The sequence below is a fragment of the Arthrobacter sp. NPDC080073 genome (assembly GCF_040686575.1).
Classification (GTDB): Bacteria; Actinomycetota; Actinomycetes; order Actinomycetales; family Micrococcaceae; genus Arthrobacter.
Window position 1 is genome coordinate 235,122 of record NZ_JBFBKR010000001.1, and the last position, 12,760, is coordinate 247,881.

The window sequence follows — 12,760 nt, forward strand, 5'->3', positions numbered from 1 at the left end:
CTATTGTTCAACGGCGGATGGACCAACGGGCCGCTGCCAGCTCCCTCGGTGTCCGGGATACCGGACTAGCACCCGACGCGGAGCCGGGGATCGCCGAACCCAGGATCTCCGCGGCCGCGAGTTCGGCGATGGCGGAAGAGGTCTGGAATCCGTAGCCGCCTTGGCCCGCAAGCCAGAAGAAGCCGGGAGCCTCGGCGTCGAAACCCACCACCGGAACGCCGTCGGCAGCTTCAGTGCGCAACCCGGTCCAGGCTTTGGCTACTGAGCGGATGCCCAGCGAGGTGATCGAATTCAGCCGGGTCACGAGCGCTTCCACGTCTCCGGGCCGCGGCTGTGCATCCTCGGGGCCGCTCGGCACCGTCTCCGATGGCGAAATGAGGACCTGTTCGCCCTCGCGCCGGAAATAGTAGGTGTCATCCGCGGCGCACACCATGGGGCTCCCGGGCGGAAGCGGGCGTTCGACATCGACGATTGCCGCCGTGCGCCGGAACGGCTGCAAGCCTAGCTTCTCCACACCGCTGAGCACCGCGAGTTCATCCGCCCAGGCCCCTGCCGCGTTGACGACGACGGCGGACTGGAAGCCTTCCAGCCCGGCACCCAACTGCCAGCCGGAACCAAGGCGTTGGGCCGAATGGACCCTGGCGCCGGTGATGATGTCCACTCCCCCGGCCTCGGCGCGTTGCCGGTGGTCCTCCAAGAGCACGGGCGTATTGCAAGCGAACGACTCCGTATCCAGGCCAGCGGCCGTGAAAGCCCCGGGGTTCAGTGCCGGGCACAGCTCAAGGGCTTCGGCGTGCGTGATGGGGTGCATGTGCCCGCTGGACTCTGCCCTGACCGTGGCTTCGTCGCCCACCAACATGAACGATCGCGGCTCCAGCACCGGCACCGGCAACTCGGCGTCCCGGGCCGCCATCAGTTCCAGCGTGCGGACGGTGAGTTCCTGTACGACGGGGGGTCCGTAGCTCGGGATCAGCTGCCGGGCCGAACGGGAGGACGTGTGGTAAGCCAGTGTCTGTTCGGCTTCCACGAGGGCCACCGAGCATTGGCCGGCAAGCGCCGAAGCCAGCGACAATCCTGCAATGCCTCCACCGACAATTACCACATCATAATTTGCAGCCATCCCACCATCCTGTCAGCGCGCAGGCCCGGATGCGAGGGGGCTATTCCGCCGCGGACGGCTTGACCCCGCTGTAGGGGGTCCACCATGTGAGCGGCTCCGTGACGGTGAAGCGCCGCCCCGAGATCGAATCCGCGGGAACGCGCACGAAATGGTCCTTCTTGCCGGCTTCCCAGGGAAAGAGTGGCAGCGAGAACGAGCTGACCACGTCGTCGATTTGTTTGATGGGAGTTGCTTTGCCATGGAGCACGACGCTCCATGCGACTCCTGTGTCCGCGTCGACGCCGTCCACCTCCATGGCCACCGGGAATTCGCCCAAAGCCGCGGCGAGCTTTGTGCCCGCTCCGGTCCGGAAGACAACCGTCCCCTGGTCCACGGTGTAATTGATCGGAAAAATGTCAGGGTGGTCCCCGAGCCACACGGCCAGCCTGCCGACGGACACGCCCCTCAGGAGATTCCAGCATTGCTGCGAATCCAACACCTCGGTTACACGTTGTGCTGCATCTTTGTCCATGCTGCAGATACTAGGCCTCCGATCCCCCTTGGGACAGGGCTCCCGTGAAGGGACCTAGCGCAGGTACTGGAGCTCCTTGAAATGGTTGATGTAGTCATCCAGAAGGGCTTCTGCCACCCTGACCGAGTCCACGAGCGGGTTCATGGCCATCGCCTTGTACGCGGAGCGCCGGGAACCGGTGAGCGCAGCGTCGATAGTGGCGCGTTCCACGGCCTTGGCATTGATGACGAGTCCGCGCGCGTAGTCCGGAAGGGCCTTGGCCGGGAGCAAACGGACTCCGCCGGCATCCACGAGGCAGGGCGCCTCGATGACGGCTTCAGCGTCGAGTTCTGCCAGGGTGCCGTTATTCGGGACGTTCAGGATCAGGCGCGCCGTTTCCCCCTGGCTGATGGCACGCATGATCGCCAAGGCTACGGTCTCGTAGCCGCCGGACACCAGGTCCCCGGCGTCGCGCTCGAACGTGCCGGCTGCGTCCCTGTTGCTCTGCATGTACGTCTCTTCGCGATCGAGCTTGGTCTTTTCCCAGAGCCTGAGGGCTGATTTCGACGACGGGACCCCCGGGGCTGGCCCCGCACCGCCGTCGTCCGCTTCCGCCAGCCCGCTGTAGAAGGTCGACTGCTGCCTCGCCAAGTAGGCGCCGCGGGTGGTTCCGGCGCGCCGGTCGGCGTCGAGCGCTTCCCGCCTGAAGTAGTAGTAATGCAGATACTCGTTGGGAACCGCGCCCAGGGCTTTGATCCACGAAGCGCCGAACAGCCGGCCTTCTTCAAAGGACCCGAGGGCGCCGTCGTCGGCCAGGAGCCGCGGCAGGGCATCCTCACCGTCGACCACCAGCCCGCGCAGCCAGCCCAGGTGGTTCAGGCCGATGTAGTCGATTTCCACCGAACCGTCCCGAAAGGCTGCCGCTCCGCGGTGGATTCCGGCTGCGAGCAGGCATCTCCTGGCCAGCCCCACCGGCGAGTCGCAGATCCCCACCGCCTTGTTGCCAAGGACCCGCGTCATGACTTCGGTGATGACGCCCGCCGGGTTGGTGAAGTTGATGAACCAGGCGTGGGGAGCATGCTTCTTCACCGACTCGGCGATATCCAGGACCACGGGAATGGTCCGCAAGGCATACGAAATCCCCCCGGCGCCCACGGTCTCCTGCCCGATGACCCCGTGCTCCAGGGCGATCCTTTCATCGGCCGAGCGCCCCTCCAGCCCGCCCACCCGGATGGCAGAGAAGATGAAGTCGGTGCCCGGCAACGCCTCTGACAGCTCCGTGAACATCCGTACTGCGGGCGCATCGGGCACTTCCGCGGCCATGTCGGCAAGGACCCTGGCCACCACGCCCAGGCGCGCGGGGTCGGCGTCGAACAGCCTGAGTTCGGTGACCCGGCCGGGCCCGTGGTCCGACAGCAGTGCTGAATAGACCAGGGGTACCCGGAATCCCCCGCCGCCCAGGATGGTGAGGATCATGGAACTCAGAGCCCCGCGGCTGCGCGGCTCTTCACGAAGGCCTGGACACACGCCTCGACATCCTCGGTGCTGTGCGCGGCCGAGAGCTGGACGCGGATCCGGGCAGCCCCCTTGGGGACCACGGGGTAGCTGAACGCCGTGACGAACACTCCGTGGTGGAGCATCTCGTCGGCAACCTTCGCGGCAGCCACGGCGTCGCCGAACATCACTGGAATGATGGCGTGCTCGCCGTCGAGCAGCTCGAAGCCTTCCTCGCTCATGCGGCGGCGGAACAGGGCGGCGTTCTCGAAGAGCCTGGAGCGGAGCTCGCCCGAACCCTGGACCAGCTCAATCGCCTTGATGGTCGCTGCAACGATTGCCGGGGCCAGGGAGTTGGAGAACAAGTACGGGCGCGCCTTCTGGCGCAGCATGGCGATGATTTCGCTCCGGCCGGAGACATAGCCGCCGGAGGCGCCGCCAAGCGCCTTGCCGAACGTACCTGTGTAGATGTCGATCCTTTCGGAAACTCCCGCGTGTTCCGGGGTTCCGGCGCCCGTGGCCCCCATGAAGCCGACGGCGTGGGAATCGTCCACCATGACCAGCGCGTCGTGCTTTTCCGCGAGATCGCAGATGGCCTCGAGCGGAGCGAGGTAGCCGTCCATGGAGAAGACGCCGTCCGTCACGATGATCTTCCGCCTGGCCGGCGCCTCGCCGGTGGAGGCCTCGATCAGCTTGGCTTCGAGGTCGGCCATGTCCTGGTTGGCGTAGCGGAAGCGCTTGGCCTTGCTGAGCCGGATCCCGTCAATGATGGAGGCGTGGTTCAGGGAATCGGAGATGATGGCGTCCTCGGCCCCGAACAGGGACTCGAAGACGCCGCCGTTGGCGTCGAAGCAGCTGGAGAACAGGATGGTGTCCTCGGTTCCGAGGAACTGCGAGACCCGGGCTTCGAGCTCAAGGTGCAAGTCCTGGGTGCCGCAGATGAACCGGACGGATGCCATGCCGAAGCCGCGCTCGTCCATGGCGGACTTGGCGGCGGCAATGATATCCGGGTGGTCTGCCAGGCCCAGGTAGTTGTTGGCGCAGAAATTCAGGACGGTGTTCGCCGGCTGGCCGAGCTGGCCTGCGGAGATGTGGCTGGCCTGCGGCGAGTCAATGTGGCGCTCGGTCTTGAAGAGGCCCGCGGCGCGGATCTCTTCAAGCTCGCCCTGCAGCTGGTCTTTGATGCTTGAGTACATGGTGGCTCCTGGTACTGGGGTCTCTGGTACTGGGTCTCTGGGGGGACTTTACGGTGTCTTAGATTTCGGTCCAGTCGAGGACAACCTTGCCGCCTGTGCCGGCGCGGGCGATTTCGAAGCCCTTTTCCCAGTCCGTGGCGGACAGCTTGTCCGTGACGACGGCGGAAATGTGGCTGTGCAGTACGGGGTTGGAGGAGAGCATGGCGCTCATGGCGTACCAGGTTTCGTACATCTCGCGGCCGTAGATGCCCTTGAGGGTCAGCATGTGGGTGACCACTTTGCCCCAGTCGATGTCAATGGACTGGCTGGGCAAGCCAAGCATGGCGATGCGTCCGCCGTGGTTCATGTTGTTGATCATCTCAGGCAGGGCCGTGGGATGCCCGGACATTTCCAGTCCGATGTCGAACCCTTCGCGCATTCCGAGCTCGAGCTGGGCATCCTTGACGCGCATCTTCGACACGTCGACGGCGAGGTCCACGCCCATCTTCCGGGCAAGTTCGAGGCGGGGAGCCGAGACGTCCGTGATGGCGATCTTGCGGGCACCTGCGTGGCGCGCGACGGCGATTGCCATGAGTCCGATGGGCCCGGCACCTGTGATGAGCACATCCTCGCCGACCAAGGGGAAGCTCAGGGCGGTGTGGACGGCGTTGCCGAAGGGGTCGAAGATGGCACCGAGCTCGGGAGTGATGGAGGGATCCTGGTGGACCCAGACATTGGTCTCCGGGATGACGACGTATTCGGCAAACGCACCATCGCGCTGCACGCCCACCGACACCGTGTGGATGCACATCTGGCGGCGGCCCGCACGGCAATTACGGCAGATTCCGCAGACCACGTGGCCTTCACCGGAGACACGGTCGCCGACCTTGACGTCGCGGACGTCCTCTCCCACGGAGACCACTTCGCCGTAGAACTCGTGTCCCGCGATCAAAGGAGTCTCGATAATGCTCTGTGCCCACGCATCCCAGGACTGGATGTGCAGGTCCGTTCCGCAGATGCCGGTGGTCATGACGCGGATCTTGACGTCGCTGGGACCGGCTTCCGGCTCGGGGCGTTCGACGAGTTCAAAACCAGCGTGGGGACCGGACTTGTAGAGAGCCTTCATGGGTCTTCCTAACTCAAGGGACTGGGCCGTTTGTGTGCCGTTTCACTTCATTGAAGCCCCGAGGACGGTTTAGCACAACTAGGTTTTTCTCAATCAACGATTTAGCATTTGCTAAATGGAAGTCCATCAGCTCCAAATGCTCAGGGAACTAGGAGATCTCGGCAGTGTCAAGGCCGTTGCCGAGACGCTCATGGTCACCCCGTCGGCCGTCTCCCAGCAGCTCGCACTCCTCCAGAAGTCGGTGGACGTGCCGCTGACCCGCAAGGAAGGCCGCGCCCTGGTGCTCACGGATGCGGGCCGGGTCCTCGCCGACGCCGGGGCTGCCGTCGTGAGCGCCATGGCCGACGCCCGGGCAGCCATCGGCGCGTACCACGACTCACCGGGCTCCACCGTGACCGTGAGCGCCTTCCACAGTGCAGGCCAGGCTCTGTTCGCTCCGCTCGCGGCGTTGCTGACCACCGCGCGCAACGCGGGCCCGGAAGGCAGCGTTCCACGCGTGAAGCTCGCCGACGAGGACGTAGCGCAGGAGGACTTTCCCGGCCTCGCCGCGCGCTATGACCTCGTGCTGGCGCACCGGATGGAGCACAGCCCCGGGTGGCCCACCGACAAAGTAGCCGTCATCCCGCTCGCGGACGAACCGCTCGACGTCGCGTTGCCTGCCGGGCACCCGCTCGCGGCGCGCCGCGAACTCAGGCCGGCCGACGTCGTCGGGCAGCCCTGGGTGACCAGCCGCGCCGGCTACTCCCCCGCGGACGTGCTGGCCGCCGTCGTCGCCGTCAGTGGGCGTCCGGCGGATGTCCTGCACCGCATCAACGACTACTCCACCGTGGCCTCGCTCGTGGCGGACGGAGGCGCGATTGGTCTGCTCCCGCGGTTCACTGCCCAGCGGGTACTGGACGCCGGCGTGGTGCTGCGTCCGCTCGCGGGGGTGAATTCCGTGCGCAAGATCGACATCCTGGCGAGGCCGGAAACGCTGAAACGGAAATCGGTCATGGCGGTCTGCGAAGCCCTGCAGACCGTCATGACCGAACTCGCCGGGGGCACGGGGCGCTAAATTCCCCGCACCCGGGCCGGCTGGCCTGCGTTGAAATACTCCACGAGCTCCCCGGGCAACGCCGGAACTTCGCGGGTGCCGCCGTCGCCGCGGAGGGACTTGGTGGCAAGCACCCCCGCTGCGACAGCCTCGCGCGCCGCGATCGGCGAAGTCGCCGTGGCGCCGCCGTCCTTGGCGAACCGCAGGAACTCGGCTATGAGCAAGGGGTCCGCACCCCCGTGGCCGCCTTCTCCGTCCCGGATCAAGACCTTCTGGTCGGGCTCGGCGAAACCGGAGGTGGTCCTGGTGGTCCACACGTAGATCTGGTCGCCGGCCCCGTCGCCGAAGTTCTCGATCCTGCCCCTGGTGCCGATCACCGTGTAGTTCCGCCAATAGTCCGGGGTGAAATGGCACTGCTGGTACGAGGCGAGCACCCCGTTGTCCAGGACCATGTTCATCATCGAGATGTCCTCGACGTCGATCGTCTCGGCGAGGTCCGTCTGTTCGGTGGGGGGCCAATTATTCACGGAGAACCAATCCCCCATGCGGCGCGTCGTGTTGTCGCGACGGGAAGCGACGTCCCCGTAGACGGCCAACTCGCCGATCGCCTGCACCTTGGTGCTGTATCCGCCGGCGAGCCAGTGGATGACGTCGATATCGTGCGCGCCCTTTTGCAGCAACAGCCCTGTGGTGTTGGCACGCTGGGCATGCCAGTCCTTGAAATAGTAGTCCCCTCCGTTCCCCACGAAGTGCCTGCACCAGACTGCCTTGACGTCTCCGATGGTCCCGGCCTGGATGATTTCGCGCATCTGTACCACCACCGGCATGTGGCGCATGTTGTGGCCCACATAAAGTCGCGTTCCGGTGTCGAAGGCCGTCTGGAGGATAAGGTCGGCTGCCTCCAGCGTGGCGTCAAGCGGTTTCTCGCAGAAGGTGGGAATGCCCGCCTTGAGCGTCCGTACGGCGACGGCGGCGTGCTGGTTGTCCGGAGTCAGGACCAGGACCGCGTCCAGGCCGGAGGTCAACAAGACGTCCAAGTCATCGGTGATTACCGCCGTCGGGATCTTTTCGGCCGCATCCGCCCTGCCGCGCTCGCCCAGATCGCACACGACGGTGACTTCCGAACCGTGGCCGGGCTTGTGCGCATGGCGCCACAGTGACGACCGCAAGCCGAATCCGACGATGCCTACTTTGAGGTCCATAAATACTTTCCTAACTAGATGAGTTGATGCGCCGGCGTGTTTGACCCACGCGCTGCGCGATTCCCTGGTTGACCAGCTCGCGGACCCTTCGGTAATGGAGGGGGTCGTAGCTGAAGCTGTCCATGGCGAGGCTCCCGCCCGGGCCGTTCGAATCGATGAGGGCCAGCACCTCCTCGCGGCCGGCCAGCGCGGCCAGGAGCGAGAGTGCCCGGTGGTCCCACATGGCCTGGGCGAACACCTTGTAACGGATCGACTCCCACGGCACCCCATCCGGTCCCGGGTAGACCATGAAGGCGTCGCCGCCAGGAAAAGCCCCTCCGGCACAGGTGTCCTTGAACGGGTCGACGGGCGCCAGCGAGTGGGCTGTGTTGTAGAAGTTGAATCCCCAATGCAGGAAGCCGGCACATCCCAGGGCGAAGAGCTGGTGGCCCAACACCCGGTTCCGCACCGAAGGCATGGAAATGAACCGGTTGGCAACGCCGGTGTCCTGCGCGACGCAGTAATAGACCCACAAGTCCTTCACCCCGGCCGCCAGGAACGGTGCCACGGCATCGCTTGCCACAACCGGTTTCGGCACAGCTCCGCTGCTGTAGAACTCAAAGTCGCTCAGGGCGTCAACCACCGTCAGACCATCCAGGAGATCCGCGACGACGTCCTTTGCCTGCTGGTACCCCGCCAGGGCTTCGGCCCCCTCGGGTTCATCGGAAATGTGGAATATGACCCGGTCAAGGGACCAATGCTCCGCCAGGAATGAACGCAAGGCCGGCAGCAGCCCGGCCATGAGCTCCCGGTAGGACGGCGACGTCGACGGCACGTCCCAGCCAAAGCGCCGTTCCAGGCCTTGCGTGGTCTCGACATAGATCGCCGGCGTCGCCTTGGCACCCCATTGCGTGAACAAGTGGACGATTTCCACGTACTGGATGCCGTGTTTGGCGCAAAGGCCCAGCCAGCGCAGCAGCTTGCCGAAATCAAAGTGGTAGCCGGAGTCTTCGCGGATCCCAATCAGCTGGGTGGGCAGCCGTGTTCCCCCGACGGCTGTGTCCAGCGGAGGAGTCCACGTCGGCGTCAGGAGCGAGTTGGCTCCCATCCGTGCCGCAGACCCCATGAAGGCATCGATGATCGACCAATGCTCCTCGCTGAAGACGCCGACGCCGTAATGGCTCGCCAAGCCGTCGCAGTGGAACCAGTGCGCGTTCACGATCTCCAATTCCGGGGCTTTCGTCCCGAGGACCGTGAGGTCGATGGTCGTGCTGAAGAGAGTGTTCCCTTCCATGTCCCGCACCGAGATCCCGAGTTCGTGATCGCCCGAGTGCTCCACGGAGGGCACCACGAGGTCGATCCATGCGGCCGTCCATTGCCCATAGAGGGGCTTGATCAGCCCGTCCGGGGCTGGCCGCAAAAGGTCGGGATACAAACCGGGAGTGTCCCGGTCATAGCCGCCATCATGCTGCGGGAATGCCACTAAGGAACAAGGCACCAGCTCAACCTGCGAAATGGAGGAAAACGCTGCCGCCGGACCATCGATTGCAACTTCCAACGGCCCCGACAGCCGAAAATCGTGTTTCATGGGCGGCCTGAGGGCCACCTGGACCGACGCGGTCTCGCCGGGAAAAACGGACATCGGGATGGTCCTGTCGAAAGGCCGTGGTGGAGCGTCCGGGTAGACCTTTTCCAGGGAGTCCACCAGCACGAACGACCAGCCGTCCTGTGGGACCTGATTCTGTTCCGTCAAGGCTGCGATCCTTTCCTGTTTGGGTCTCTGCGTGGGTCTCTACTTGAGTCCGGAGCGGCCGATGCCTGCCATGACGCGTTTCTGCATGAGCAGGAACATGATCAGGATCGGCGCCATGGCCATCAACGATGCCGCCATGAGTATCGGGTAATTGTTGGCGTGCTCACCCTGGAGGTTCGAAAGCCCGACGCTCAACGGCGCGGCGTTCGCCGTCGACGTCACCACCAAGGGCCACAGGAGGTCATTCCAGGACCACAGCACGGTAATGATGACCAGTGCCCACAGGCCGTTTGCCGCGAGCGGCAGCATGACCCGGAAGAAGATCTGGAATGGATTGGCGCCGTCGAGCCGTGCCGCGTCTTCGAGTTCGTCCGGGAGCCCCATGAAGAACTGGCGCATCAGGAACAGGCCGAAGGCGCTGAAGATGCCCGGAGCCACGATGCCGGCGATGCTGTTCAGCCAACCCAGGTTTTGGATGATCTGGTACTGCGGGATCAGGAACAATTGCGACGGCACCATGATGATCGACAAGACAACGGCCAGGATGGGCCCTTTGAACCGGAACCGCATCCGCGCGAAGGCGTAGCCCGCCATCGAACAGAGGAGTACCTGGCCGATCACCCTGACCACAGTGATTGCCACCGTCACCCAGAGCTGTGAACCGAAATTCATGGAGGTGAAGACGTCCGCGAAATTATGCCATTGGACGACGCCGGGCCACAGGGTGGGCGGTGTGCTTTGGACTTCGGCGTTCGTCGAAAGCGACATGACGACCTGGTATAGGAGCGGCGAGATCATGGCCAACCCGCCGAGGGCCAATACACAGTGAGCCAGGACGTTCGAGCCCTGCTTGCCACCTTTGGTGCCGTGGCGTTTGGTGCCTTTGGTGCTGTGGTTCTTGCCGTCGCGGCCCGCGGGTTCCGCGGGTTTGCCTCCTGCTTGAGACGGGCTGGTTTCAGCCGCTCCGATCCGTCGCGATTCGACGCCGCTCTTTGTTGAAAGCATCGATTCAGACATAGTTGACCCACCTCTTCTGGATACGGAACTGGAAAGCGGTCTGAAGAGCGATGATGACCAGGATCAGGATGCCGATGGCTGCGGCATAGCCCTTGTCGTTCTGCAGGAAGGCCTGGTTGTAGAAGATGTACACGAGGCTTTGCGTCTGCGGCATCGCAAGGTTGGCTTTGCCCATCATCACGTACAGGAGATCGAACAGCTGGAAGCCGTTGATCACGGTGACGATCGTGACGAAGAAGATGCTGGGCGTCAACAACGGAACGGTAATGCTGAAGAATTGGCGGACGCGGCTGGCCCCGTCCATTTCCGCGGCTTCGAAGAGCTCCCGCGGGATCTCGCGCAGTCCCGCGCTGATGATGATGAGGTTGAATCCAAGCGACATCCAAAGCCCCACGGTAGCCACGGCGAGCAGTGCGAACCCCGGCGTGGATGTCCAGTAGGGGCCCTGGATCCCGAACAAGCCCAAGAACCAGTTGATGGGTCCGAAGTCACCGTTGTAGATCAGCCTCCACACGATCCCGACGGCGGCCGGCATGGTGATGTAGGGAATGAAGTACAGCGTCCGGTACAGGGCTGCGAAGCGCAGGCCGGGCCGCTCGATCAACGACGCGAGAATGACCGCGATGGGAATCCCCAGGAGCACGACGACCGTGTAGATCAGCGTGTTGAGGATCGACTGCGGAATAGTGGAATCCGCGAACATCCGTACGTAGTTGTCCAGGCCGATGAACTTGGTCCCGCCGAAGACGCCCCACTTGGTGAAGCTGTAGTAGAACGTCTGGACGATCGGCCAAAGGTAGAAAACGCCGATGCCCGCAACGGTAGGCACCACGAACAACCATGGCCACCAGCCATCCGACTTCGATTTTCCTCTGCGGTGACCCCCTGTTGCTTGGGCGGCCCGGCTGCTTTCGGAGGCCGGCGTCAGGGTCTGGGCTTTCATGATTCTTTGGCCAGCGCGGCATTCATCTGGCTGGCAAGGTCCTTGGCGACGTCGGCAACCGGCTTGGCACCGGCGAACGCCTGCGGCAGCAAGGTGTTCTCAAGTTCGTTCCAGGCGGACGTGTTTGCCGACGCCGGGTAGGGCGAAGCATCCTTTGCCAGCTCAAGGAAGACATTGAGGTCAACCGAGGGAACAGACTTGACCCAGGCATCCTGCGTGCCGTTGAAGGCCGGGATGACTGTTCCGGTTTCAGCCTGGATCCTGGCGGCATCCTGGGTTCCCAGGAAGGCCACGAACGCCTGTGCAGCGGCCGGGTTCTTCGCATTGGCGGGAATGACGTTGGCAAGACCGTGGATCACGCTCTGGTTGCTCTTCGGCCCCTTGGGGAGGCTGGCGATGCCCAGATCGTCACCAAGGGCTTTCTGGGCCGGACCGACTGTCCAGGATCCGTCCATGGTCATGGCCAATTTCCTGGACGTGAACATGTCGCTCGATGCGGTGTCCGTCAATTGCTGCATCGAGGGAGATACGCCGGACTCGATCAGGTCGCGCCAGAACTGGAGGCCCGCGATTGAGCCTGCGGAATCGTATCCGGACTTCTTGCCGTCAGTTGAGATGATGGTCCCGCCGGCTTCGATCATCGTGTTGTAGTAACTGGTCTGGCCGCCCGTGAGATCACCGGCATACCCATAGACGCCCTTGCCCTGATAGAACTTGGACAGCTTGGCGCCGGCGGATTTCACGTCGTCCCACGTCCAGTTGGACGTCGGCTCGGACACGCCGGCTTCCTTGAAGAGGGCTTTGTTGTAGAAAAGCGCGCTGGTGTCGAAGTCCTTGGGTACCCCGTAGAACGTCCCGTTGACGGTGTACAGATCGACCAACGCCTTGGGGTAGTTGGCCGTATCCACTGCCTTGCCGGACACCAGGCCGTCCAAGGGCATCAGCTGGTTGTTTTGCGCGTAAAGCTTGATGTGCGGGCCATTCATCCAGAAAACGTCCGGCAGGGTGTTGCTGCTTGCCTGGGTTTGGATCTTCGTCCAGTAGGCCGAGCCCTTCGACGGCGTGACGTCGATGGTGACTTTGATGTTCGGGTATTGCTTGTTGAACTCGGCCACGATCTTCTGCATCGCGGGCTTTTGCGCCGCGTCCCAGATGGCGTAACTCAGCTCGGCGCTCAGGTCCTTGGCGGGAGCAGCGTAGGCGGCCTTGGCTGCGCTACCCCCGGCGGCACTGTTCCCGCCGCAGGCGGCGAGCGAAACGACGGCGGCACCGGCAGCCGCAAAGGAAAGGAATGACCTGCGGGTCACGTTGTGGTTCATAAGAATTCTCCGATGTCTTGGTCAGAAGACCGACGGTCCTTCGGGGGTGGGCCCGCATTCGGCGAACAGCCAACCCAACTGGTGTTGTGCAGTTGATCACATCATGTTA

General features: G+C 63.9%; 11 protein-coding genes. 1 reads left to right on the forward strand and 10 read right to left on the reverse strand.

Annotated features, from left to right (window positions below; genetic code table 11):
- Positions 1-7: 7 nt before the first annotated feature.
- Genes AB0O52_RS01175 through tdh form a run of 5 tightly spaced genes read right to left on the reverse strand, consistent with a single transcriptional unit; the run spans position 8 to position 5,405 of the window.
- On the reverse strand, positions 8-1,120 hold the full coding sequence (locus AB0O52_RS01175; RefSeq protein ID WP_364532144.1) for an FAD-dependent oxidoreductase: 1,113 nt from the start codon (positions 1,118-1,120) through the stop codon (positions 8-10).
- Positions 1,121-1,160: 40 nt separating this feature from the next.
- Positions 1,161-1,631 carry a pyridoxamine 5'-phosphate oxidase family protein gene (locus AB0O52_RS01180; RefSeq protein WP_364532147.1) on the reverse strand — a complete coding sequence of 157 codons (471 nt, stop codon included), beginning with the start codon at positions 1,629-1,631 and terminating at the stop codon, positions 1,161-1,163.
- 54 nt (positions 1,632-1,685) lie between these two features.
- The gene (locus AB0O52_RS01185; protein WP_364532150.1) at positions 1,686-3,086 is read right to left on the reverse strand and encodes a 6-phospho-beta-glucosidase; all 1,401 of its coding nucleotides are present in this window, start codon (positions 3,084-3,086) and stop codon (positions 1,686-1,688) included.
- Positions 3,087-3,091: 5 nt separating this feature from the next.
- Positions 3,092-4,300, reverse strand: coding sequence for a glycine C-acetyltransferase (locus tag AB0O52_RS01190; protein ID WP_364532153.1), 1,209 nt, complete (start codon positions 4,298-4,300; stop codon positions 3,092-3,094).
- Between the two features lie 58 nt (positions 4,301-4,358).
- Entirely contained in the window at positions 4,359-5,405 is a 1,047-nt protein-coding gene (tdh, locus tag AB0O52_RS01195; RefSeq protein ID WP_364532156.1) for an L-threonine 3-dehydrogenase, read from the reverse strand.
- 115 nt (positions 5,406-5,520) lie between these two features.
- Between tdh and AB0O52_RS01200 the strand changes: the two genes are divergently transcribed.
- Positions 5,521-6,459: a LysR family transcriptional regulator gene (locus AB0O52_RS01200; protein ID WP_364532159.1), complete on the forward strand. Its 939-nt coding sequence runs from the start codon at positions 5,521-5,523 to the stop codon at positions 6,457-6,459.
- Here AB0O52_RS01200 and AB0O52_RS01205 read toward each other — a convergent pair.
- Genes AB0O52_RS01205 through AB0O52_RS01225 form a run of 5 tightly spaced genes read right to left on the reverse strand, consistent with a single transcriptional unit; the run spans position 6,456 to position 12,651 of the window.
- Positions 6,456-7,640, reverse strand: a complete 1,185-nt coding sequence (locus AB0O52_RS01205) for a Gfo/Idh/MocA family oxidoreductase (RefSeq protein ID WP_364532162.1) — start codon at positions 7,638-7,640, stop codon at positions 6,456-6,458. The two genes, AB0O52_RS01200 and AB0O52_RS01205, sit on opposite strands and share 4 nt — an antisense overlap.
- Positions 7,641-7,650: 10 nt before the next feature.
- On the reverse strand, positions 7,651-9,372 hold the full coding sequence (locus AB0O52_RS01210) for a DUF4091 domain-containing protein (RefSeq protein ID WP_364532165.1): 1,722 nt from the start codon (positions 9,370-9,372) through the stop codon (positions 7,651-7,653).
- Between the two features lie 39 nt (positions 9,373-9,411).
- Complete coding sequence (locus tag AB0O52_RS01215) at positions 9,412-10,389, reverse strand: carbohydrate ABC transporter permease (protein ID WP_364532168.1); 978 nt, start codon at positions 10,387-10,389, stop codon at positions 9,412-9,414.
- Positions 10,382-11,332, reverse strand: coding sequence for a sugar ABC transporter permease (locus AB0O52_RS01220; RefSeq protein WP_364532171.1), 951 nt, complete (start codon positions 11,330-11,332; stop codon positions 10,382-10,384). Before AB0O52_RS01220 ends, AB0O52_RS01215 begins: the two co-directional genes overlap by 8 nt.
- Entirely contained in the window at positions 11,329-12,651 is a 1,323-nt protein-coding gene (locus AB0O52_RS01225; RefSeq protein WP_364532174.1) for an extracellular solute-binding protein, read from the reverse strand. Before AB0O52_RS01225 ends, AB0O52_RS01220 begins: the two co-directional genes overlap by 4 nt.
- Between the last annotated feature and the right edge of the window lie 109 nt (positions 12,652-12,760).

Coding starts and splice junctions, on each gene's coding strand:
- AB0O52_RS01215 (WP_364532168.1), bottom strand. CDS start 10,389: ATGTCTGAATCGATGCTTTCAACAAAGAGCGGCGTCGAATCGCGACGG.
- AB0O52_RS01220 (WP_364532171.1), bottom strand. CDS start 11,332: ATGAAAGCCCAGACCCTGACGCCGGCCTCCGAAAGCAGCCGGGCCGCC.
- AB0O52_RS01175 (WP_364532144.1), bottom strand. CDS start 1,120: ATGGCTGCAAATTATGATGTGGTAATTGTCGGTGGAGGCATTGCAGGA.
- AB0O52_RS01185 (WP_364532150.1), bottom strand. CDS start 3,086: ATGATCCTCACCATCCTGGGCGGCGGGGGATTCCGGGTACCCCTGGTC.
- AB0O52_RS01225 (WP_364532174.1), bottom strand. CDS start 12,651: ATGAACCACAACGTGACCCGCAGGTCATTCCTTTCCTTTGCGGCTGCC.
- AB0O52_RS01205 (WP_364532162.1), bottom strand. CDS start 7,640: ATGGACCTCAAAGTAGGCATCGTCGGATTCGGCTTGCGGTCGTCACTG.
- tdh (WP_364532156.1), bottom strand. CDS start 5,405: ATGAAGGCTCTCTACAAGTCCGGTCCCCACGCTGGTTTTGAACTCGTC.
- AB0O52_RS01180 (WP_364532147.1), bottom strand. CDS start 1,631: ATGGACAAAGATGCAGCACAACGTGTAACCGAGGTGTTGGATTCGCAG.
- AB0O52_RS01190 (WP_364532153.1), bottom strand. CDS start 4,300: ATGTACTCAAGCATCAAAGACCAGCTGCAGGGCGAGCTTGAAGAGATC.
- AB0O52_RS01200 (WP_364532159.1), top strand. CDS start 5,521: ATGGAAGTCCATCAGCTCCAAATGCTCAGGGAACTAGGAGATCTCGGC.